Here is a 21,726-nt window from a genome sequence, read left to right as displayed (position 1 = left end):
GTGGGGGGTCATGTCGGCTGAACAGATGTCCAGACTCGACCGGGTCGACCGGTCGATCCTGCGGCTGCTGCAGCAGGACGGTCGCGCCTCGATCCGCTCGGTGGCCGAGCGGGTCCACGTGTCCCGGGCCAATGCGTACGCCCGGATCTCCAGGATGGTCGAGGACGGCATCATCCGCGGCTTCACTGCCAGGGTGGACCACGAACGGGCCGGTCAGGGCGCGTCCGCGTACATCACCCTGAAGATCGTCCAGAACTCCTGGCGCACCGTGCGCGAGCAGCTGCTGGAGCTGCCCGGGGTCGCCCACATCGCCCTGGTCGGCGGGGACTTCGACGTGCTGCTGCTGGTGCACACCGCCGACAACCACGCCCTGCGGGAGCTGGTGCTCAACCGGATCCAGTCCATCCCACAGGTGCTCGGCACACGAACCATGCTGGTGTTCGAGGAGACCGACCAAGTGCCGCCCGATTAAGGCGCCCCCTGATTAGGCGCCCTTCGCCTCCGAGGCGCTCTGATCCGGTGCCGACGGTCGGCGCTCCGGCGCTCGTGCCTCGCTTGTCGCTCCTCCCTTTCGGCACCGGCGCGCCCCTTCGGCTCAGGGCGCGAGTGCCGTCAGGTGCGCGAGTGCCGTCAGGTGCGGGCCCGCAGCCCGTCGAAGGCCAGGTGCACCACCGCGTCCGCGACCCCGTCGGCCGCCTTCAGCCCCGGCCGGTACCACTCCACGATCGAGTTGATCATCCCGAACAGCAGCCGGGTGGCCAGCCGCGGTTCCACGTCCGCGCGCAGCGCGCCGTCCGCGACCGCCGCCCGCAGCAGCTCGGCGACCTGGTGGTCGAAGTCCCGCCGGCGCTCCAGCGCCCACAGCTCGGTGGCCGTGTTGCCGCGCACCCGCAGCAGCAGCGTCACGTACGGCAGCTCCGCCAGCAGCACCTCGGCGGTGCGCCGCACCACGTGCTCCAGCCGCTCCACCGCCGGCCCCTGCACCGCGGCCGGCTCGGCCAGGATCGCGAACAGCCCGTCCAGCGCCCGCCCCACGGCCAGCCGCAGCAGCTCCTCCTTGCCGCGGACGTGGTGGTAGATGGAGGACTTGGAGATCCCGGCCGCCCGGGACAGGTCCTCCATCGAGGTGCCGTCGTAACCGCGCTCGTTGAACACGTCGACGGTCACCGCGAGCAGTGACTCGACGGTGTAGGCGGTGCGCGTGGTGTGATCGGCCATCCTCCGAGTATCCCCGGCCGCCCCGGACCCCACGCGATCGGGTCGGCCGGTCCGTGCCGGGCCGCTCGGTCCATGCCCGGCCCGGTACGGACCGCCTAGACTTCGGCGGACGATCGTCCACGTCCAGCAGGCTGGGGTCCACCGCTGATGAACGCAATACCGGCAGTCTCCTCCGACCTGCCCGAGCAGCGCAGCGAGGAGCCGGAGAGCGTCCCGGACACCTGGCAGGAGCGCGCCCGCGCGCTGGTGGTCCGCTTCGGCCCGGCCGTGTGGTGCTACGCGGTGCTCAAGCTGATCGGCTTCACCGTGTTCATGAAGCTGCTCTCCTTCGCCGGGGACTACGCCAAGAAGCCGGCCCGGTTCGGCGGCGGCGCCAACACCTGGGACGTGCTGGCCAGCTGGGACGGCTGGTGGTACCAGCAGGTCGCGCAGTTCGGCTACCACCCGGCGCTGATCCCGGTCCCGGGCGGGCAGCCCGGCTTCACCATCGAGCAGAACTCGGCCGCCTTCTTCCCGCTCTACCCGGGCCTGATGCGGCTGACCTCGGACGTCACCGGGCTCGGCCTGTACGGCGCCGGGATGCTGGTCTCGATCCTGGCCTCGCTGTTCGCCGCCGCCGGGATCTACGCCGTGGTGGACAGGATGTCCGGCCCCCGGGCGGGCGTGATCGCCGCCGGGATCTGGGCGATCGCCCCGGGCTCGGGCGCCGAGTGGGCGGTCTACTCGGACTCCCTGTTCGTCGCGCTGGCCGCCTGGGCCTGCTACTTCGTGATGACCAAGCAGTGGGTCACGGCCGGGGTGATCACCCTGATCGCCGGGCTCAACCGGCCGACCGCGGCGGCGCTGATCGGCGCGGTCGGCCTGGCCGCGCTGGTCGAGCTGTACCGGCGGGAGAGCGGCGTGCTGCGCCCGCTGGCGGCGATGCTGCTGGCCCCGGTCGGCCTGCTCGGCTACGTGGCCTGGGTGGGCTGGCGGACCGGCGAGTGGGGCGGCTACTTCCGGCTGCAGCGCGACTCCTGGCTGCACTACTTCGACTGGGGCCAGGGCACCTGGCACTCGATCCGCGGCGTGCTGCTGGGCCGCAACGACTACCCCTTCGCCTTCCCGGTGCCGGACCTGCTGGCCACCCTGATCGTGTTCAGCCTGCCGGTGCTGATCGTGCTGCTGATCCGGCTGCGCCCGCCGCTGGTGCTGACCGCCTACACGCTGGCCACGATCGTCTCGGTGCTCGGCAGCCTGGGCATCTTCGGCAACGTCTCGCGCTACCTGCTGCCGGCGTTCCCGCTGTTCATCGCGCTCGCGGTGGGAATGCGCAAGCTCAGCTGGCCGGTGCTGGCCGCCGTGCTGGGCACCGGCGCGGTCGCCTCCGGCTGGTACGCCGGGTACGTGCTCTTCGAGCTCGGCGTGCCGTAACCACGACGCGCACGAAGCAGCAGGGGGCGCGTCCGCCGAGGACGCGCCCCCTGCTTTTCTGCCGGAATCCGATCCCTGCACCCTCTTGAGCCGACCGATCGTTCGGTTACTCTGTGACGTGTCCCGTCCTCCCCCTTGAGGAGCGCACAGATGTCCGCAGCGGTCACCCACCCCCTCGTCAGCGAGCTGGTCGAGCGCCACCAGGCCACCCTGGACGCCGCGCTCGCCGCCGCCGCGAAGCGCGACTACTGGTCCCCGTACCCCGAGTTCCCGAAGGCCTACGGCGAGACCGGCCCGGCGGACGGCAAGGCCGCCTTCGACGCCCTGCTCGGCAGGCCCTTCGCCATCGAGGGCCACCCCACCGACGGCGACCAGGTCGGCGGCGAGGCCTCCCCGTACGGCGTCGAGCTGGGCATCACCTACCCGCACGCCGACCCGGACGCGCTGATCGCCGCGATGCGCGCCGCCCAGCCCGGCTGGGCCGCCGCCTCCCCGCTGGCGCGCGCCGCCGTCTGCCTGGAGATCCTGCACCGGATCAACGCCCGCTCGCACGAGTTCGCCCAGGCCGTCATGCACACCACCGGCCAGGCCTACGGCATGGCCTTCCAGGCCGGCGGCCCGCACGCCCAGGACCGCGGCCTGGAGGCCGTCACCTACGCATACGCCGAGCAGACCCGGCTGCCCGAGCGGGCCGCCTGGACCAAGCCGCAGGGCAAGCGCGAGCCGCTGGTGATGACCAAGGAGTTCACCGTCGTGCCGCGCGGCCTCGCGCTGCTCATCGGCTGCAACACCTTCCCCACCTGGAACGGCTACCCGGGCCTGTTCGCCTCCCTGGCCACCGGCAACCCGGTGCTGGTCAAGCCGCACCCGCGGGCCGTGCTGCCGCTCGCGCTGACCGTCGCGATCGCCCGCGAGGTGCTCACCGAGGCCGGCTTCGACCCCAACCTGGTCTGCCTCGCCGCCGAGCACGAGGGCGGCACCGTCGCCCAGACCCTCGCCGTACGGCCCGAGATCAAGATGATCGACTACACCGGCTCGACCACCTTCGGCGACTGGCTGGAGGAGCACGCCAAGCAGGCGCAGGTCTACACCGAGAAGGCCGGTGTCAACGCGGTGGTGATCGACTCCACCGACGACTACAAGGGCATGCTCGGCAACCTGGCCTTCGCGCTCTCGCTCTACAGCGGCCAGATGTGCACCACCCCGCAGAACCTGCTGATCCCGCGCGGCGGCATCGGCACCGACCAGGGCGACAAGTCCTTCGACCAGGTGGTCTCCGACCTCGCCGCCGCCATCGAGGGCCTGCTCTCCGACGACGCCCGCGCCGCCGCCATCCTCGGCGCCGTGGTCAACCCGGGCGTGCTGCAGCGCTCGGCCGCCGCGGCCGGCGGCGAGTACGGCGAACTCGCCCTCGCCCCGCGCGCGGTGACCTCGCCCGAGTTCCCCGGCGCGACCGTCCGCACCCCCGCGCTGATCAAGCTCAACGCCGACAAGCCGGACGACCGCTCGGTGTTCCGCAGCGAGTGCTTCGGCCCGGTCTCCTTCGCCGTCGCCGTCGAGTCCACCCCCGCCGCCGTGGAGCTGCTGCGCACCACCGTCCGGGAGAAGGGCGCGATGACCGCCTCCGGCTACACCACCTCGCCCGAGGTGGAGGCCCTGCTGGTCGAGGCCGCGCTGGACGCCGGCGTCTCGCTCTCGCTCAACCTCACCGGCGGCGTCTACCCCAACCAGACCGCCGCCTTCTCCGACCTGCACGGCACCGGCGCCAACCCGGCCGCCAACTCGGCCTACTGCGACGGCGCCTTCGTCGCCAACCGGTTCCGCACGGTGGAGATCCGCCGGCACAGCTGAGCCGACGCACGGGCGGCACCCGGTCCCCCGGTGGCCATCGGCCACCGGGGGACCGGCGGTTCACAGCAATCGTGAGGCCCGGGATGATGGAGGCTGGGAGAACGCCGGAAACGGCGTCCAACCGCCCTCCGAACACCGGGAGCTGAATACATGACCGTGAAGCCGACGACCGAGACCGACGTCGTCATCGTCGGTGCCGGACCGACCGGACTGCTGCTGGCCGGCGACCTCGCCGCCGCCGGAGTCGGCGTCACCGTCCTGGAGAAGCGCACCGCCGAATCCAACCTGACCCGCGCCTTCGCCGTGCACGCCCGCAGCCTGGAGCTGCTCGACGCCCGGGGACTGGCCGACGAGCTCATCGCCACCGGCCGCCCGCTCGGCTCGCTGCGGATGTTCAACCGGGTCGCGATCGACCTCAGCCCGATGCCCACCCGGTTCCCGTTCGTCCTGATCACCCCGCAGTACAACGTCGAACGGCTGCTCCAGGACCGCGCCGAGAAGGCGGGCGCCACGATCGTGCGCGGCGCCGAGGTCACCGGACTGCGCCAGGACGCCGAGGGCGTCACCCTGGAGACCCGCGACGGGCAGGCCCACCGCGCCCGGTACGCGGTCGGCACCGACGGCGTCCGCTCCGCGGTCCGCGACCTGCTGGGCATCCCCTTCCCCGGCGAGGCCGTGGTCGACTCGGTGCTGCTGGCCGACGTCCGGCTGGAGCGCGAGCCCGCCGACGCGATCGCCGTCGGCGCCAACAAGAGCGGCTTCTCCTTCATCGCCCCGTTCGGCGACGGCTGGTACCGGGTCATCGCCTGGGACCGCCACGAGCAGTACACCGACGGCGCCACCCCCACCCCCGAGCAGCTCACCGCGATCGTCCTGGCCACCCAGGGCGAGGACTACGGCCTGCACGACGTGCGGTGGAGCTCCACCTTCCACAGCGACGAACGCCAGGCCCCCAACTACCGCTCCGGCCGGGTCTTCCTGGCCGGCGACGCCGCCCACTGCCACTCCCCGGCCGGCGGCCAGGGCATGAACACCGGCCTCCAGGACGCCGCCAACCTCTCCTGGAAGCTCGCCGCCGCCCTCCAGGGCCGGGCCACCGACGCGCTGCTGGACACCTACCAGACCGAACGGCATCCGGTCGGCAAGATGGTGCTGCGCACCTCCGGCGCGCTGATCCGGATCGCCCTCGCCGAGTCCGCCCCCAGCCGCGCCCTGCGCGGGGCGCTCACCGCGCTCGGCAGCCACCTCGACCTGTTCAGCGAGCGCGGCGCCCGGCTGGTCTCCGGCATCGAGATCTCCTACCCGGCCCCCAAGGGCTCCCACCCGCAGGTCGGCAAGCGCGTCCCCGACCTGCGGCTGACCGCGCTGAGCAAGCCCGAGGAGGGCGCCCCGGCCGGTCCCGAGCGGCTCTACGAGGCGCTGCGCGCCGGGCGGTTCGTGCTGGTCAGCAATGACGAGCTGGCCGCCGCCGAGCCCTGGGCGGACCGCTTGGTCTCCGCCGCCCCCGCCGACCCGCACGGCAAGCTGGCCGACACCGTCCTGCTGATCCGCCCGGACGGCTACGTCGCCTGGGCCGCCGTCGACCCCGGCCAGGGCGAGCTGAGGGACGCCCTCACCACCTGGCTGGGCGCGGGGGCCGCCGAGGCCTGATCGGCCGTCCGATCCCCCACCTGATCCCCGCGCCCCGACAGGGGCGCGGGGATCCGCGCGCAGCGGAAGGCGCGGCCCGCACCCGGGCTACGGGCCCCGGACCGCGCGCCACCGCACCCCGCGCAGCGGCCCGCACCCGCCGACCCTTCGTTCGGTCGTCCCTTAACCCCGCGCCTTCACGTAGTGCCGCGCCGCCTTCGCCCGGTTCCCGCAGACCGCCATCCGGCACCACCGCCGGCGGCCGTTCTGCGAGGCGTCGAAGAAATGCAGAATGCACGCCTCGTGTGCGCACTGCTTCACCCGGTGCGCGCCCTGCCCGAGCAGCGTCAGGAAGTCGTCCGCCGCCAGCCAGGGCGCCAGCCACTCCGGCCGGTCGGCCTCCACCCGGTCCTCGGCCCCGCCCGGTCCGGCCGTCCGCCGGATCCGCCCGTGCGCCAGCACCGCGTCCAGTCCCTCGCGTGCCCGCAGGCTCAACTCGCCCTGGTCACGGGCCTCCTGGGCGGCCAGCCGGATCGCCTCGCGGGTCTCGCGGATCGCCGCCAGCCCGGCCTCGTCGGCCGCGCAGCGCCCGCTCAGCCCGTTGCTGGAGAGCCAGATCCCGTACTCCTCGACGCCGGTGAGCAGATCGTTGACGGGCGTCCCGGCCCAGCGCGTGTTGAGCAGGTCGAGCGCGAGCGGCTCACCGATCAGCGGTCGGGGGTCCCTCGGGTCTGCCGTCACGTCAGTCATCCCTCTCCCTCGGCTCCGCCCGATTCTACGACCGCGCCCCGCATCGCGAATTGGTATGGACCGGCGCCGGAATTCCGGCCATTCACTGTATGGAATCACCGGCCGCCCGGGGATCCACAGTTGACTGTTTTTTAGCAACGAATTACTTGACCATGATCCAACAAGCGGACTTGTTCTGTCATGTTCTAGCCAGCGTTCTACCCCGGAACGCCCTGGCCCCTTGCCGGCCCCCACAGCCGGCCAGAGGAGGATCCGTTGCGCCCCCGCACCCTTGCCCTCGCCGCGGCGATAGCCGTCCTGCCGCTGACCGCCGTCTCGCTCGGCGTCTCCACCGCGCAGGCCGCCACCGCCCCCCACGCCACCCCGCGCGTCGCCCTGCCGAACACCGTGAACCCCGCGGTGGCCCACTCGGAGAAGAAGGGCGACGTCCCGGCCGAGCAGCAGATCTCGGTGGCCGTCAGCCTGAAGCTGCGCAATGCCGACGCCCTGGACCGCTTCCTCACCGCGGTCACCACGCCCGGCTCGCCGCAGTTCGGCAAGTACCTGACGCCCGAGCAGTTCTCCGCCCAGTTCGGCCCGGCCCAGCAGGACGTCGAGAAGGTCAAGGCCTACCTGGCCGCGCAGGGCCTGACCGTCGGCGACGTCAGCGCCAACCGCCAGGTGATCAACGCCCACGGCACCGCCGCGCAGATCTCGCAGGCCTTCGGCACCCACGAGAGCTCCTACGTCGACCCGCAGCTGCAGCGCGCGTTCTTCGCCAACGACGACGCCGCCTCGATCCCCGCCGACCTGGCCGGCGTGGTCCAGGGCGTGAGCGGCCTGGACAACCACGCGGTGCGCAAGACCCACCTGGCCAAGCCGAACGCGGTCACCCCGAGCGCCGCCACCGCCACCCCGAGCGGCATGAGCCCGGCCCAGTACACCGGCGCCTACAACCTGAACAAGACCGGCGCCGACGGCACCGGCACGACGGTCGCCCTCTGGGAGTTCGACGGCTACAAGTCCTCGGACCTGACCACCTACGACTCGCAGTTCGGCCTGACCGGCCCGGCGGTCTCCACCGTCTCGGTGGACGGCGCCAACTACGACTCCGCGCCCGGCCAGGGCGAGGGCGAGGTCGAGCTGGACAGCGAGATCGTCCGCGGCGCGGCCCCCAAGGCCACCCAGCTGATCTACGAGGCCCCGAACAACGACCAGGGCGAGATCGACATGGCCAACAAGATCGTGGCCGACAACAAGGCCTCGGTCATCTCGATCTCCTGGGGCTCCTGCGAGCCGGACACCACCGCCGCCTCGATGACCGCGGTCGACAACGCCTTCAAGCAGGCCGCCGCCCAGGGCATCTCGATCTTCTCCGCCTCCGGCGACGACGGCTCGCGCGACTGCACCCGCTCCACCAGCGGCTCGACCGTCAAGGCCGTCGACTTCCCGGCGTCCAGCCCGCACCAGACCGGTGTCGGCGGCACCAACCTCAAGGTCACCAGCAGCAACGCCTACTCCTCGGAGAGCGCCTGGAGCACCGCCGGCGGCGGCGTCTCCACCGTGTTCAGCAAGCCGAGCTGGCAGACCGGCACCGGCGTCAACGGCACCATGCGCACCGTGCCGGACGTCGCCTCCAACGCCGACCCGCAGAGCGGCTTCTCGATCTACACGGCCGGCGCCTGGCAGGTCTACGGCGGCACCAGCGCGGCCGCGCCCCTGTGGTCCGGCTACGCGGCCCAGTTCAACCAGAAGGCCAAGGCCGCCGGCCAGTCGGTCCTCGGCGAGGCCAGCCCCCGCCTGTACTCGGTCGCCAACAGCAGCAACTACGGCAGCACGTTCCACGACGTGACCACCGGCGCCAACCAGGACTTCTCCGCCGGCACCGGCTACGACCAGGTCACCGGCTGGGGCTCCCCGGTCGCCGACGCCCTGACCACCGCCCTGCTCGGCGGCAGCAGCGGCACCACCCCGCCGCCCACCGGCGGCTGCACCGCCGCCCAGCTGATCGGCAACGGCGGCTTCGAGTCCGGCACCGCCGCCCCGTGGACCGCCTCCTCCGGCGTGATCACCAACAGCACCTCCGAGCCGGCCCACTCCGGCTCCTGGAAGGCCTGGCTGGACGGCTACGGCAGCACCCACACCGACACCCTGTCGCAGACCGTCTCGGTCCCGACCGGCTGCGCCTCCGCGACCCTCACCTTCTGGCTGCACATCGACACCGCGGAGACCGGCAGCACCGCGTACGACACGCTGACCCTGCAGGCCAACAACACCACGCTGAAGACCTGGTCCAACGCGGACGCGGCCTCCGGCTACGTCCAGCAGACGGTGGACCTGACCTCCTTCGCCGGCCAGACCGTGAACCTCACGTTCACCGGCACCGAGGACGGCTCCAACCAGACCAGCTTCGTGATCGACGACGCCGCGCTGAACGTCAAGTGATCACCGGCCGGTAGCTCCACCGAGCACCACCGAGACCCCCGCCGGGGCGGCGCCGACAGGGCCCGCCCCGGCGGTGTCCGTTTCCGTCTCGTTCGCGCCTTCCGCCCTCCCGGGTTCCGGTCGTGTTTCCGGACTGTTTCAAGATCGATAACCATCTGGTCGACCTGTCGTGACCACTGTCATACGCGCGACTGATGACGTAGCCTCTCGACCGTGCATAGGGTTCCCCAAAGCTCGGTGAAGCCGCTGGCGGCGCGCCCCGGCGCCGGCCCGGTGCCACCGAACTCACCTGGTGGGGAGGGTCACCGCATGGCCGCACAGCAGCCTCAGGACGCCGCGCGGCTGCGGCTGGTCGGATCGCGTACGGAGCGTCCCGACCCGCCCACGCCTGCGGCCCCGGCCACGGCCCCCGTGCCGTCCGCCGGACGCCCCACCCCGGCCGGCGGCTTCGCGGACGCCCTGCACCTGGCCATCGAGGCCAGCGGCCTCAGCCTGGACCGGATCCGCGCGGCGCTCGCCGGGCGCGGCGTCAGGGTCAGCGTGACGACCCTGAGTTACTGGCGCCGCGGGCGCAGCCAGCCCGAGCGGGCCAGCTCGCTGCGCGCCGTCCACCTGCTGGAGGAACTGCTCGACCTGCCGCACAGCTCGCTCTCCTCGCTGCTCGGCCCGCCGCGCCCGCGCGGCCGCTGGGCCGCCGCCGCCAGCATCAGCCACCTCGGGCTGGAGGACGTCTGGCCGGGCGAGCAGGAGATCGCCGCGATCTTCGCCGAGCTGGACGCCCCGCCGGCCGGCGAGCTGGAGCGGCTCAGCATCCACGACTCGTACTACGTGGACGCCGAGCGGCGCGCCAACCTGCTCCGGATGCGCCAGGTGGTGCGCGCCACGGTCGGCGGCGTCGGCCGCTGCCTGGTCGTGCACAAGGCCGACGAGGAGGCCACCGGCTGCCCGGAGATCACCTCGGTGCGGCACGGCCGGCTGGGCCGGGTCCGCCGCCGCCCGGAGGTCGGGCTGACCGTCGCCGAGCTGATGCTGGACCGCCCGCTCGGGCTCGGCGACAGCACGGTCTTCGAGTACGAGGTGGAGATCCCGCCGGGCGGCCCGACCATGGAGTACAGCCGCCGCTTCGCCACCCAGGTGCGCGAGTACGTGCTCCAGGTGCACTTCGACCCGGCGGCCGTCCCGGTGCACTGCGAGCGCTACGACCGCGAGCCGGGGGCCGACGTCGACCACCGCCGCGAGCAGCTGTGGATCGGCGCCTCGGCGAGCGCCCACGTGCTGGCCCCGGACCAGCAGCCGGGCCACATCGGCATCCGCTGGGAGTGGGCGTAGCCGCCCCCCACCCCACATCCCCACAGCCCCGTCTGACCGTCAGGTCCGGCGGGGCTGTCGCGTTCCCGCCCCGGAGAACCTAACCCCTTCACCCAGGAGAAATGGTTGACTCTCCATCATCTAACTCATAGTCTCATGAATACCGGTTAGGTAGGAGCCTCGCCGGACCGCCCCAGCCACAGGAGTGACCAGGCATGTCCAGCACCACCCTGCTCCGCACCCTGCAGACCGGCCACGTGGGCCTGAACGTCACCGACCTGACCCGCTCGATCGACTTCTACCGCGCCGTCCTCGGCCTCCAGCTCGCCCACGAGGGCACCGACCCCGAGCGCCGCTACGCCCTGCTCGGCCGCGACGGCCGCCTGGTGGTCACCCTCTGGCAGCAGAGCACCGGCGCCTTCTCCACCGCGACCCCCGGCCTGCACCACCTCTCCTTCGAGGTGGAGAGCCTGGACGAGGTCCGCGCCACCGAGCAGCTGCTGCGCGAGCTGGGCGCCGAGTTCGCCTACGACGGCGTCGTCCCGCACGGCGAGGGCTCGGCCTCCGGCGGCATCTTCTTCTCCGACCCGGACGGCATCCGGCTGGAGGTCTACACCCGCACCGGGGTGGACGGGACCGACGCCGAGGCACCCACCACCGACGCCCCGACCTGCGGCTTCTTCTAAGCCGACACCGAGCGCGGACCACCACCGGTGGGCCACGGGGGAGCCCGCCACCGAGCCGAGGGGAGCACGCCATGACGACCGTCAGCACGCCGTACCACGCCGGCGAGCGGGCCGCCCAGGCCCGGGCCGGCCTGACCGAACGGGCCGACCACGCCGGCCGGTCGATCCGCAGCACCGTCCCGGCGGTCGCCGCCCGCTTCCTCACCGAACGGCGGATGCTGGTGGTCGGCGCCGCCGACCCCGACGGCCGGATCTGGGCCACCCAGCTGGCCGGCCCGGCCGGCTTCCTGCAGACCGCGGACGAGCGGACGATGACGGTCGCCGCCCGCCCGGCCGGGGCCGACCCGCTGGCCGAGGCGCTGGCCCGCCCGGCCCGGGTCGGCACCATCGCCCTGGACCCGGCCGGCCGCCGCCGGATGCGGCTCAACGGCCGCTCGGCGCCGGACGGCCGGGGCGGGCTGACGATCCACGCCGAGGAGGTGGTCTCCAACTGCCCGAAGTACATCCAGCGCCGCACCCCGCTGGACCGCCCGGGCGCGGGCGCGCCCCGTGCGGTCGCCGCCGGCCCGGTGCTGTCCACGGCGCAGCAGCTGGCCGTGGCCACCGCGGACACCTTCTTCGTCGCCACCGCCGGCCCGGACGGCAGCGTGGACGCCTCGCACCGCGGCGGCTTCCCCGGCTTCCTGGAGGCGGTCGGGCCGGACCGGGTGCGCTGGCCGGAGTACCGGGGAAACAGCATGTTCATGACGCTCGGCAACCTGGAGCTGGACCCTCGGGCCGGCCTGCTGCTGCCCGACTGGGAGACCGGCGGGGCGCTGCTGGTCACCGGCGAGGCCCGAGCCGACTGGTCCGAGCAGGCCCGGGAGTCCGCCCCGGGCGCCGAGCGGATGGTCGAACTGACCGTCACCGGCGTGCTGGAACTCGCCGACGCCGCCCCGCTGACCTGGACCGGTCCCGACTACTCGCCCGCCAACCCGCGCTGAGCCGCCGTCGGGTCCGTACCGGCGCCACCTGCGCCGCCCCGCCCGCTTCGGGACTTCGGTCCCGATGACACGCGGATGCGACCCGGGCAGGCCGCTCCCGTCCCGCCGTCAGGCGCGGACCGGGAAAGGCCCGGACACCTGGCGCGGGCCGTCCTCCCGGCGCCCGTTCCTCAGCGCCTGCCGGACTGCCAGTGGAACAGGCCCATCGCGACGCTGGTCGCCAGGTTGAAGCTGGACACCCCCGGCTGCATCGGCACCGCGACCAGCCGGTCGGCGCGGGCCTTGAGCTCCGCCGAGACGCCGTGCCGCTCGGTGCCGAAGGCGAGCAGCGCGTCGTCCGGGAACGGCAGGTCCCGGATGTCCGCGCCCTCCGGGTCCAGCACGTACAGGGGCCCGGCGGGCAGCTCCGGCAGGCTCAGCCGCTCGACGGCGGTCGCGAAGTGCAGCCCGGCGCTGCCGCGCAGCACGGTCGGGTGCCAGGGGTCCAGATCACCGGTGGTCACCACCCCGGTGGCGCCGAACCCGGCCGCCAGCCGGATCACCGCCCCGACGTTGCCCAGGTTGCGCGGGTTCTCCAGCAGCACCACCGGCGCCCTGCGCGGCCGGTGCGCCAGCACCGCCCGGTTGGCCTCGACGGTCGGCCGGACGGCCAGCGCGATCACCCCGGTCGGGTGCAGCCGGGGCGCCAGCGTCCGCAGCCGGGCCTCCGGCAGCTCCACCGCGAGCCCGTCCAACGCCGGGACGACGTCCTCGGCCAGCTCGGCGGCGAGCGCCAGCAGCGCCGACCGGTCGGCCGTCAGCACCCGGCGGACGTCACCACCGAAGCGCAACGCGTGCTTCAGCGCGTGGAACCCGTCCAACAGCACCGCCCCCGGCTCCCCCTCGGCCGTCCGCCACGCCCGCACCAGCTCCTCGTCCATGCCGCTCATGCTCCCACCCCGCCTACCGCCCCTCCGAACTCCCCCGCAGAGCCCGCTCCAGATCCCGCAGAGCCACCCCCAGCAACCGCGTCCCAGCCCGCACCACATCCGCCTGCACGCCCGCCGGCACCTCCGCCAGCCGCTCCTCCAACCGCGCCTGCGCCTCCCGCACGGCCCCGAACTCGACCGGTCGCCCCGTCAGCAGCGCCCCCGCCGCCAGCGCCGTCGCCAGCTGCAGTTCCTCCGCGTACTCCGCCGCCCCCGGCACCGGATCCGCGTCGGCGGCCGGCAGGTGCGCCTCCAGCAGCACCGCCGCCCGCCCGAGGTGTCCGACCGCCGCCCGGGCCCGGTCGATCTGGCGCCGGCTCACCCCGGTCAGCCCGGACTCGTGCCGCCCCGGTTCGGCGTCGGCCCGCTGCATGGCCTGGATCAGCTCGGAGCGCGCCTCCCGCGAGTCCAGCAGCGCCGACCGCACCACCCGCCCCCGGGGTGCCGCCGGCTGCTCGTAACAGGCGACCACCGCCGCCGCGTACCGCCCGGCCGCCGCCAGCCATTCGGCGAGCCGCTCCCCGAGCCGCGCGGTCTGCCAGGTGGGGAACAGCGCGTACGTCAGCAGCGCGACCGACCCGCCGAGCAGGGTCAGCCCGACCCGTTCGAAGGCCGTCGCCAACGGGTCGCCCGCCTGCAGCCCGAGCAGGAACACCACGTACGAGGAGATCACGACCGTGGTCAGCGCGTACCCGGTCCGGAACGCGAGGTACGCCCCGCCGATGCACAGCACCGCGAGCGCGGCCAGCACCCATTCCCCGGGGTGGGCGAGCTGCACCACCAGCGTGGAGGCGGCGACCCCGACGACCGTCCCGGCCAGCCGGGCGACGCCCCGGCTGTACGTCTGGGCGAAGTCCGGCCGCATCACCATCGCGGCGGTCATCGGCGCCCAGTACCCGTGGTGGAACCCGGCCAGCCGGGCCAGCAGGTAGGCGACGGTGACGACCGCGGCCAGCCGTACGGCGTGCTGGAAGATCGCCGAGCGCGGCTGCAGCTGCCGCCGTACGGCCCGCGCCGCGACCGGCAGCATCCGGACGATGGACGGCTTGTGCAGCGCCCCGCCGGCCCCGACCACGGGGGTGGTGATGGTGTCCTCGTCGCTGCGGTCCAGCGTGTCCGCGGCCTTGCGCAGCAGTCCGCCGAGCCGTCGGGCGGAGCGCCGGGCCGCGCCCCGCAGCCGGGCCCCCTCGTCGGGCCGGACGAGGGTGAGGGTGGGCGCCGAGCGGGGGAGCCGGACCGGGTCGCCGGTGCGGATCGCCCGGGCGAGGGCGTCCATCACCTCGGCGGAGGCCGCCAGCACCTCGCGGGCCCGGTCGCGCTCCGGTCCTTCCCCCGGGGCGCCCACCTTGGGGTCGGCGAGCGCGGCGAGGGTGGGCCGGATGCGTTCGGCGAGGCCGCGCAGGCCGCGCATTTCGGGCGGCCGGTGGCGGTCCTGCCAGGGGGTCAGGGCGGCGGCGTACCGGGCGGTCATGAACGGCGCCGGGTCCACCTGCGCGGTCGGGTCCTGCCGCAACCGGCGTGCGTAGTCGGCGAGTTCCGCGTAGGTGTCGGCGAGGGCGCCCCGCTGGGCGGTCCAACTCCCGATCGGCCACAGGGTGATGACGACGGCCTGGACGATCCCGCCGAGCGCGGCGACCAGTCCGTGGCCGAGCGCGGTGAACGCGCTGACCGGCAGCTGGACGACGATCAGCATCACCGAGAGGGTGTTGGCCGCGACCACCCCGGCGGTCGGCCCGATCGCCCAGGCGAGCCCGGCGCCGAAGGCCCACACCGCGAGCAGCACCGGGAACAGTCCGGTGACCCCGGCGGCCAGGTAGCCGAGGAAGGTGCTGACGCCGAGCCCGAACCCGGCCGCGACGGCGAGGCTGGCCCGGGGCCGGAAGCTGCGCTGGAAGGTGGCCGAGCCGGCGATGAACGCCCCCATCGCGGCCGAGGTGGCGAGCGGGACCCCGCCGAGTGCCAGGGTCGGGAACAGCACCAGCGCCACGGCGGCCGCCCCGCGGGCGGCCCGCTTGGGGTCGGTGAGCGCCCGGTCCAGGGTGAGTCCGGTCCGCGCGGTGTCACGAAGGGCGGCGAACCAGGACATAACGACATCCTAGGCGGCAGGCCCCCCGTCCTTGCACCGGGTGGAGCCGTTGCCCCTGATGGCCCCGGGGGACCTGCCCGCTCCGATCCGCCCGAGCCGCGCCGCCACCCAGAGCAGGGCGCCGGTCGGCAGGAACACCGCGTCCGCCGCGACCATCGCGAGCGAGAACACCGGCAGCCCGAGCACCACCGCGATCCCCACGTGCTCGACCATCATCACCGCCAGCAGCACGTTCTTGACCCGCCGGTTGACCAGCGTGAACGGGAAGGCGACCTGCAGGATCACCGTGCCGTACGAGATCAGGAACACCGGCAGCAGCGCCGAGCCGACCAGCGCCGACAGCCCCGGCCAGGGGCTGAAGTAGTCCAGGTGCAGCGGGTAGTACAGCGCGGTGCCGTCCTGCCAGCGCGAGCCCTGCACCTTGTACCAGCCGGCCGTCGCGTAGATCAGCACCACCTCGGCGGCGATCACCAGCAGCGCGCAGTTGTGCACCATGTTCGCCAGCGCGTCGAGCACCGCCCGCGGCTCGCCATCCGGCCGCAGCCGTCCGAGCACCCACCAGATCCCGGCCACCGCCCAGAGCCCCCAGAACAGCGGCGACCAGCCCAGGTACGGGAAGGTCGGGCCGGTCCAGGTCAGGCTGTCGCCGGAGAAGTCGCCGAGCTGACAGGCCGCCAGTACCGCGCCGAGCACCGCCCAGAGCCCCACCCCGGACCACTCGGACCACCAGGACCGACCGGACCGACCGGCCCGGGCCCGCCGGGCGTCCAGCGACCAGACCTCGGCGCAGCGGGTGAAGACCAGGTAGACCGCCATCAGGTGGACGACGTTGTCCCCACCGTCGCCGAGCAGGACGCTGCGGTTCTGCAGCGACAGCACGGTGACCAGGAACAGCACCGTGCCCGCCCGGGTCCGCCAGCCCAGCAGCACCGCCAGGGCGGCCAGCACGGCCAGGTGGTAGACCAGCTCGAACCAGAGCCGCCCGCCGAACCAGGGCAGCACGGTGAACGCCCCGGTGTCGGCCAGCAGCCGCTGGGCGAGCTCCATCGACCAGGGCGAGCGGTCGCCGTACAGCACCCGCCGGTTGGGCCACTCGCGCAGCAGGTAGACGAGCCAGACCAGCCCGAAACCGATCCGCACCACCGCGGCCTGGTGCCGTCCGAGCACCCGCCCGGTGAAGGCCTCCATCGCCCGCCCGAGCACCGCCACCGGCCCGCGCGGCACCGCCACCGGTGCGGGCGGCTGCCCGCCCTGCCGCGGGACGCGGTCCGACAGTGGCGGCTCCACGGCCTCCACCGGCTGCGGAGCCTGCGCCGACACCTCGTTCACCCGAGCCCCCGGTAGTCCTCGTCCCCGACCGGCCACCACGGCAGCTCCCGCACCTTGGGCGCGGGCGGCGCGGCCTCACCGCTCCAGGACGGCGGCGGGACGGTGGTCGAGGTCACCCGGAACTCGATCTCCAGGACCCGCTCGCCGTCCACCTCCCGCCCGATCCGCTGCAGCGCGATCCGCTTGAGGTACTGCTCGGCGAGCCGGCCGCGCGGGTTGGTCTGCTTCTCGTCCTGGTCGTGCGAGCCGTCGTAGAAGTCCCAGGCGCGGCGCAACAGGTTCTGGTCGGCGTGGCTGGGCGCGGGGTTGCCCCGGATCGCGGCGAGGTCCTGCGCGGTCAGCCCGGTCCAGTCACGGGTGCGGGTGGTTCCGCCGTCGGCGACGGTGCGCACCCGGGCGTCCACGCTGATGTTCTGCTGCAGCGGGTTGGGGGCGAACAGCTTCCAGTTCTGCTCGAACTCGGGGTACACCACGCCGTCGACCTGGTCCTGGTACTGCCGGGACAACGCGTTGGAGGGTGCCACGTGCAGGAACACCGCGCTCAGGAACAGCCCGGTGCCGCCCACCAGCACCGCCCCGGCGAGGCCGAGGACGAGCTGCGCGGGCTTCGACCAGACCCTCCCCGGCCCTTCGGCCGGGAGGTGCCCCCGGGAGGCAGGCCGGTCCGTGTTCTCCGTCATGGCCTCCCCCGCCCGACCGACGCTCCGCCGGCCCCGTACCGGCGCGTCGCGCGCCCATCCTGCCCCAACCCCCGAACGGGACCTACAGGACGAAGGCCGCCTGGCCGCTGCTGCTGACCATCGGACGGCCCGCGCCCTCCCAGGCGTACATCCCGCCGTCCACGTTCACCGCGTCCCGGCCCTGCTGGACCAGGTACTGGACGACCTGCGCGGAGCGGCCGCCGACCCGGCAGAGCACGTACAGCTTCGCGTCGGGCAGCTCGCCGATCCGGGCGATCACCTCGCCGATCGGGATGTGCAGCGCGCCGTCCACGTGGCCCGCGTCCCACTCGTCCTGCTCGCGCACGTCCAGCAGGGCGGCGTCGGCCGGGACGGAGGCGGCGTCGGTGGTGGGGATCTGCGCGAACATCGTGTGGCTCTCCTGGTGGGGGTACCGCCCGGCCGGAGGCTGGGGGAAGGTCGGGTCGCTGCCATTCTCGCCCACCGGCACCGCCGAGTGGGCACCGAACAGCCGTTCCAGCTCGGCCTGCTGCGCGGCGGCCTTGGCGAGCAGCTCCTCGGCGAGCTGCTCCAGCAGCCGGTCCGGGTCCTGCGGGGCGAGGGCGAGCAGCTGGCCCATCGGGGTCTGCTCCAGCCGGACCTGCTCGGTGGCGGTCTCGGCGATCTTGGCGGTCAGCCAGTCCAGCCGTCGGCGCAGCCAGCCCAGCCGGTCGGGGGAGTCGAGGGCGGGGGCGGCCTCCGGCGCGGTGGACCACTCGGCGGCCAGGCCCTCCAGCGCGGCGGCGTCCCCGTACGCGTAGGCCTCGTTGACCCGGACCAGGAAGGCCGCCCGGCGCTGCTGCTCGGCCGGGTCGGTGCTCAGGTCGGGGTGGGCGCGGCGGACCAGGTCGCGGTAGACCCGCTGGGCCTGCTTGCCCGGCTTCACCCGGGGAGGCGCGGCGGGCGTCGGGGCGGCCTCGGCCTGCTCCTCGCCGGACTTCTCCCGCACCGAGTCGAACAGTGCGTCCAGGTCCGGCAGCTCCTCGACCCGCTGCCGCGCCTCGGCGGCCAGCCGGACGTCCTCGGGCCGTCCGGTGCGGGCCGCGACGGCCTCGGCGACGAGTGCGTCCAGCTCGTCCAGCCGGGCGTAGAGCGGGCCGAGCAGCTGGTGGTGGATCAGGGCGAAGTTGTCGATCTCGACCCGCAGCGTCTGCACGTCCACGTCCATGCTGAGCCAGGCGAGTTCGGCCGCGGCCACCCGCTCCTCCAGCTCCTGCTGCTCCGGGTCCGTCCAGCGAACGGGGCTCTGCGCGCTCACTTCTCGCCTCTGTCTCGTCCGGCCGGCAGGGTCCTGCGGAGCCGCCGCGGGGGCGGCCCGGCCTGCCACCCTACCGCCGCGCGGGCAAGCCCCGTCCGGGTGAAGCGGGGGTACGAACCGGCGCGCGGCACGTGACACGCAACCGATCCTGATGAATCTCCCCGTTTCGGTGTCGGGCCCGGCCCGGTCCGTGCTTCGCTGGTATCCGCACAGCGTGCCTTCCTCCGGAGAGACGGCCGCCTCCAGGCGTGGCGGCTAGGCGGGAGCAGACCGAATCCATGGTGGCCGAGTCCAACTCCACACCGCGTTCGGCGGGCGCCGAAACCGCGCCGGGCGACCACCCGGGCGGGGTGGCCGCCCTCGTTCGGCTCGCCCTCGTCCTGGTCGACCGGACGGGACGGATCGCCCAGTGGAGCCGGGCCGCCGAGGAGCTGTTCGGGCACCGCGCCGAGGCCGCCACCGACCGCCCCGCCTCCGGCCTGCTGCCCGCCCTGGAGGACCGGATGCTCGGCCGCTGCGCGGTACGCCGCCGCTGCGACGCCCTCGACACCCTGGCCGAGCGGACCTCCGGCGGCAGGCCCTGGGCCGGCCGGCTGACCGTGCACGACCGCGAGGAACACCAGCGCGACGTGCTCTGGTGGGCCTACCCGCTGTCCGGCCCGTCCGGCGGGCTGCTCGCGCTGGCCGCCGACGCCCGCCCGCTGCGCACCACCGGGCCGCGGCTCGCGCTCGGCGAGCGGCTGCTGCCGTTCTCCGCCGCCCCCGCCGCCCGGGGTGGCTTCCACGGGCTGACCGCGACGCTCACCCCCGCCGTCGGCGGGCTGCCCGAGCCGCTGTCCCGGCTGCTGCCCGCCGCCCAGCGGGCGCCGCTGCTGGAGGCGGTGGCCCACGGCGGGCTGCCCGCCCTGCGGCTGGACGCGACCACCGTCCTGCCGGTGCTGCCCTCCGATCCACAGTCCGGCGCCGCGCACGCCGCCGTAGGCCTCGGCCGCCGCTACCCGACGCCCCAGCAGCGCGCCGCCCGGGTCGGCCCCCCGCCGCAGCCCGAGCAGGCCGCGCCCGGCCGCCGGCCGCCCGGCCCGCTGCCCGTCCAGCGCGAGACCGCCCAGCGCGAGACCGCCCAGCGCGAGGCCGTCCAGCGCGAACAGCGCGAACCGGCCCAGCTCCCCGCCGCGGTCGGCGGCGGCCCCGCGGGCGTCCCGTCCGTCCCTCCCCCCGCCTCCGGCCGGGAGGTCCCCCCACCCATCGGAGGAGGAGCCACCATCGAGCAGCAGGCCGCCGTCGAGTCGTCCGCCAAGGGCCTCCCGTCCCGCCGCGCCGACCAGGCCCCGTCCGGAACCGTCCCCGCCCCCGCCTGCCCCGAGGGCCCGCCGGGCGGACGGCTGGGCCCGTTCCTCACCAACGGGCAGGCAGGCGAGCAGCTGGCCCTGCTGAACGAGGTCGGTGGCAAGGTCGGCACCACCCTGGACCTCGGCTTCACCGCGCGCGAGCTGTGCCAGGTGCTGGTCCCCCGGGTCGCCGACTTCGCCTGCGTGGACCTGGTGGACGGGCTGATCTCGGACTCCGAGCTGCCGGTCGCCAGGCCGGACGACGACACCATGCTGCGCCGGGTCGCCCTGGTCTTCAACGAGACCGGCGGCGCCTGGGACCACGTGCTCCCCGAGGGCTCGCTGGTCAGCATGCCCCGCCGGACCCCGCCCGGGATGGCCCTGCAGCTGAACCAGCCGGTGCTGGTCCCGGTGGTCAGCGACGACGTCGCGGTCAACTACGCGATCGCGCTCGGCGGCGCCCGGCTGGCCCCGGTGGTCTCCGGCCGCTCGATGCTGGTGGTGCCGCTGTCCGCCCGGGGCACCGTGCTGGGCATCCTCAAGCTGCTCCGGCTGCCCGACCGCGCCCCCTTCGACGAGAGCGACGCCGCCACCCTCAAGGAGCTGGCGGTACGGGCCGCGCTGTCGCTGGACAACGCCCGGCTGCACCGCGCCGAGGCGCGGGTCGCCACCACCCTGCAGCGCTCGATGATCCCGACCCGCCCGCCGCAGATCCCGGGCGTGCAGATCGCCCACCGCTATCTGCCGGGCGATCCCAAGGCCGAGGTCGGCGGCGACTGGTTCGACGCGATCCAGCTGCCCGGCAGCCGGGTCGCCCTGGTGGTCGGCGACGTGATGGGCCACGGCATCCACTCCGCCGCCGCGATGGGCCGCTTCCGCACCGCGATGCAGACTCTCGCCGCCCTGGACCTGCCGCCCGGCCAGCTGCTGCGCCACCTGGACAACCTGGCCCACAAGCTGGGCGACGACCACCTGGCGACCTGCCTGTACGCGGTCTACGACCCGATCAACCGCACCTGCGAGCTGGCCAGCGCCGGGCACGTCCCGCCCGTCCTGGTGCACCCGGACGGCACCGGCGAGCTGCTGGAGATCCCGGCCGGCGCGCCGATCGGCGTCGGCGGGGTGCCGTTCGTCGCCAAGACCATCGACGTCTCGGACGGCTCGATGCTGGTGCTGTGCACCGACGGCCTGGTCGAGGTGCGGGGCGGGGACATAGGAGCCGGCCTGGCCGCGCTGTGCGGCAACCTGATCGACCCGCAGCAGAGCCCCGAGCAGGCCTGCGACGAGGTGCTGCGCCGACTGCACACGGACGACCGCAAGGACGACGTCGCCCTGCTGGTGGCCCGCTTCGACGGGGTCGCCCCGTCCGAGGTGGCCACCTGGGACCTCACCGTGGACCACCGCGAGGTCCGCCGGGCCCGCTCGCTGGTCCGCGAGCAGCTGGCCGCCTGGCACCTGGAGGCGCTCGGCGACACCACCGAGCTGCTGGTCAGCGAGCTGGTCACGAACGCCGTCCGGGTCGCCCGGGACACCGTCCAGCTGCAGCTGATCCGGGTGGACAAGCTGCTGGTCGAGGTCAGCGACGACAACCACAACCTGCCCTCGCTGGAACCCGCCGAGCAGCTCGGCGAGACCGGCCGCGGCCTCACCCTGGTCACCAAGCTCGCCGAACGCTGGGGCACCGCCCGCAAGGCGGTGGGGAAGGTCGTCTGGTTCGAACTCCCCCTCCCGCACGCGTGACGGCCGCGTACGGACACACTGTGAACCAGTGGGTCG

General features: G+C 74.1%; 16 protein-coding genes. 9 read left to right on the top strand and 7 right to left on the bottom strand.

Annotation, left to right across the window (positions count from 1 at the left end; all coding sequences use genetic code 11):
* Positions 1–10 precede the first annotated feature (10 nt).
* The gene (locus ACGF12_RS01500) at positions 11–472 is read left to right on the top strand and encodes an Lrp/AsnC family transcriptional regulator (RefSeq protein WP_030278207.1); all 462 of its coding nucleotides are present in this window, start codon (positions 11–13) and stop codon (positions 470–472) included.
* A gap of 158 nt (positions 473–630) precedes the next feature.
* Here the strand turns inward: ACGF12_RS01500 and ACGF12_RS01495 are convergent, their stop codons facing one another.
* Positions 631–1,218 carry a TetR/AcrR family transcriptional regulator gene (locus tag ACGF12_RS01495; protein WP_387620913.1) on the bottom strand — a complete coding sequence of 196 codons (588 nt, stop codon included), beginning with the start codon at positions 1,216–1,218 and terminating at the stop codon, positions 631–633.
* A gap of 147 nt (positions 1,219–1,365) precedes the next feature.
* Here ACGF12_RS01495 and ACGF12_RS01490 point away from each other — a divergent pair, with 147 nt between their 5' ends.
* The 3 genes from ACGF12_RS01490 to ACGF12_RS01480 all read left to right on the top strand — a co-directional run bounded on the left by ACGF12_RS01490 (position 1,366) and on the right by ACGF12_RS01480 (position 6,132).
* Positions 1,366–2,631, top strand: coding sequence for a hypothetical protein (locus ACGF12_RS01490; protein ID WP_393023783.1), 1,266 nt, complete (start codon positions 1,366–1,368; stop codon positions 2,629–2,631).
* 150 nt (positions 2,632–2,781) lie between these two features.
* Entirely contained in the window at positions 2,782–4,482 is a 1,701-nt protein-coding gene (gene paaN / locus ACGF12_RS01485) for a phenylacetic acid degradation protein PaaN (RefSeq protein WP_393023780.1), read from the top strand.
* A gap of 150 nt (positions 4,483–4,632) precedes the next feature.
* Positions 4,633–6,132, top strand: a complete 1,500-nt coding sequence (locus tag ACGF12_RS01480) for an FAD-dependent monooxygenase (protein WP_393023777.1) — start codon at positions 4,633–4,635, stop codon at positions 6,130–6,132.
* 162 nt (positions 6,133–6,294) lie between these two features.
* On the opposite strand, the gene ACGF12_RS01475 is transcribed toward ACGF12_RS01480, so the two are convergent.
* Entirely contained in the window at positions 6,295–6,861 is a 567-nt protein-coding gene (locus tag ACGF12_RS01475) for a CGNR zinc finger domain-containing protein (protein WP_393023775.1), read from the bottom strand.
* Positions 6,862–7,116: 255 nt separating this feature from the next.
* Between ACGF12_RS01475 and ACGF12_RS01470 the strand changes: the two genes are divergently transcribed.
* The 4 genes from ACGF12_RS01470 to ACGF12_RS01455 all read left to right on the top strand — a co-directional run bounded on the left by ACGF12_RS01470 (position 7,117) and on the right by ACGF12_RS01455 (position 12,262).
* A complete protein-coding gene (locus ACGF12_RS01470; protein WP_393023772.1) occupies positions 7,117–9,285 on the top strand; it encodes a protease pro-enzyme activation domain-containing protein in 2,169 nt (722 codons plus the stop codon).
* Between the two features lie 309 nt (positions 9,286–9,594).
* On the top strand, positions 9,595–10,614 hold the full coding sequence (locus ACGF12_RS01465) for an XRE family transcriptional regulator (RefSeq protein WP_393023769.1): 1,020 nt from the start codon (positions 9,595–9,597) through the stop codon (positions 10,612–10,614).
* Positions 10,615–10,808: 194 nt separating this feature from the next.
* The gene (locus ACGF12_RS01460) at positions 10,809–11,279 is read left to right on the top strand and encodes a VOC family protein (RefSeq protein WP_393023766.1); all 471 of its coding nucleotides are present in this window, start codon (positions 10,809–10,811) and stop codon (positions 11,277–11,279) included.
* Positions 11,280–11,350: 71 nt separating this feature from the next.
* Positions 11,351–12,262: a pyridoxamine 5'-phosphate oxidase family protein gene (locus ACGF12_RS01455; protein ID WP_393023763.1), complete on the top strand. Its 912-nt coding sequence runs from the start codon at positions 11,351–11,353 to the stop codon at positions 12,260–12,262.
* Positions 12,263–12,432: 170 nt separating this feature from the next.
* On the opposite strand, the gene ACGF12_RS01450 is transcribed toward ACGF12_RS01455, so the two are convergent.
* The 5 genes from ACGF12_RS01450 to ACGF12_RS01430 form a co-directional block, all read right to left on the bottom strand.
* The gene (locus ACGF12_RS01450; protein ID WP_393023958.1) at positions 12,433–13,182 is read right to left on the bottom strand and encodes a TrmH family RNA methyltransferase; all 750 of its coding nucleotides are present in this window, start codon (positions 13,180–13,182) and stop codon (positions 12,433–12,435) included.
* Between the two features lie 22 nt (positions 13,183–13,204).
* Positions 13,205–15,316 carry an FUSC family protein gene (locus ACGF12_RS01445; RefSeq protein WP_393023760.1) on the bottom strand — a complete coding sequence of 704 codons (2,112 nt, stop codon included), beginning with the start codon at positions 15,314–15,316 and terminating at the stop codon, positions 13,205–13,207.
* A 9-nt stretch (positions 15,317–15,325) separates the two neighbouring features.
* Positions 15,326–16,504: an HTTM domain-containing protein gene (locus ACGF12_RS01440; RefSeq protein WP_393023955.1), complete on the bottom strand. Its 1,179-nt coding sequence runs from the start codon at positions 16,502–16,504 to the stop codon at positions 15,326–15,328.
* 137 nt (positions 16,505–16,641) lie between these two features.
* The gene (locus ACGF12_RS01435; protein WP_393023757.1) at positions 16,642–17,325 is read right to left on the bottom strand and encodes a DUF5819 family protein; all 684 of its coding nucleotides are present in this window, start codon (positions 17,323–17,325) and stop codon (positions 16,642–16,644) included.
* 82 nt (positions 17,326–17,407) lie between these two features.
* Positions 17,408–18,622: a rhodanese-like domain-containing protein gene (locus ACGF12_RS01430; RefSeq protein ID WP_393023755.1), complete on the bottom strand. Its 1,215-nt coding sequence runs from the start codon at positions 18,620–18,622 to the stop codon at positions 17,408–17,410.
* A 278-nt stretch (positions 18,623–18,900) separates the two neighbouring features.
* On the opposite strand from ACGF12_RS01430, the gene ACGF12_RS01425 reads away from it, so the two are divergent.
* Complete coding sequence (locus ACGF12_RS01425) at positions 18,901–21,690, top strand: SpoIIE family protein phosphatase (RefSeq protein WP_393023752.1); 2,790 nt, start codon at positions 18,901–18,903, stop codon at positions 21,688–21,690.
* The last annotated feature ends 36 nt before the right edge of the window (positions 21,691–21,726 follow it).

The sequence above is a fragment of the Kitasatospora sp. NPDC048296 genome (assembly GCF_043201815.1).
Taxonomy (GTDB): Bacteria; Actinomycetota; Actinomycetes; order Streptomycetales; family Streptomycetaceae; genus Kitasatospora.
This window is presented reverse-complemented; position numbering and strand designations above follow the sequence as displayed.

Excerpts from the sequence above, each read along its gene's own strand:
- ACGF12_RS01490 (WP_393023783.1), top strand. The coding sequence starts at position 1,366 with ATGAACGCAATACCGGCAGTCTCCTCCGACCTGCCCGAGCAGCGCAGC.
- ACGF12_RS01455 (WP_393023763.1), top strand. The coding sequence starts at position 11,351 with ATGACGACCGTCAGCACGCCGTACCACGCCGGCGAGCGGGCCGCCCAG.
- ACGF12_RS01450 (WP_393023958.1), bottom strand. The coding sequence starts at position 13,182 with ATGGACGAGGAGCTGGTGCGGGCGTGGCGGACGGCCGAGGGGGAGCCG.
- ACGF12_RS01495 (WP_387620913.1), bottom strand. The coding sequence starts at position 1,218 with ATGGCCGATCACACCACGCGCACCGCCTACACCGTCGAGTCACTGCTC.
- ACGF12_RS01500 (WP_030278207.1), top strand. The coding sequence starts at position 11 with ATGTCGGCTGAACAGATGTCCAGACTCGACCGGGTCGACCGGTCGATC.
- ACGF12_RS01440 (WP_393023955.1), bottom strand. The coding sequence starts at position 16,504 with ATGGAGGCCTTCACCGGGCGGGTGCTCGGACGGCACCAGGCCGCGGTG.
- ACGF12_RS01445 (WP_393023760.1), bottom strand. The coding sequence starts at position 15,316 with ATGTCCTGGTTCGCCGCCCTTCGTGACACCGCGCGGACCGGACTCACC.
- ACGF12_RS01475 (WP_393023775.1), bottom strand. The coding sequence starts at position 6,861 with ATGACTGACGTGACGGCAGACCCGAGGGACCCCCGACCGCTGATCGGT.
- ACGF12_RS01465 (WP_393023769.1), top strand. The coding sequence starts at position 9,595 with ATGGCCGCACAGCAGCCTCAGGACGCCGCGCGGCTGCGGCTGGTCGGA.
- paaN (WP_393023780.1), top strand. The coding sequence starts at position 2,782 with ATGTCCGCAGCGGTCACCCACCCCCTCGTCAGCGAGCTGGTCGAGCGC.
- ACGF12_RS01425 (WP_393023752.1), top strand. The coding sequence starts at position 18,901 with ATGGTGGCCGAGTCCAACTCCACACCGCGTTCGGCGGGCGCCGAAACC.
- ACGF12_RS01480 (WP_393023777.1), top strand. The coding sequence starts at position 4,633 with ATGACCGTGAAGCCGACGACCGAGACCGACGTCGTCATCGTCGGTGCC.
- ACGF12_RS01460 (WP_393023766.1), top strand. The coding sequence starts at position 10,809 with ATGTCCAGCACCACCCTGCTCCGCACCCTGCAGACCGGCCACGTGGGC.
- ACGF12_RS01435 (WP_393023757.1), bottom strand. The coding sequence starts at position 17,325 with ATGACGGAGAACACGGACCGGCCTGCCTCCCGGGGGCACCTCCCGGCC.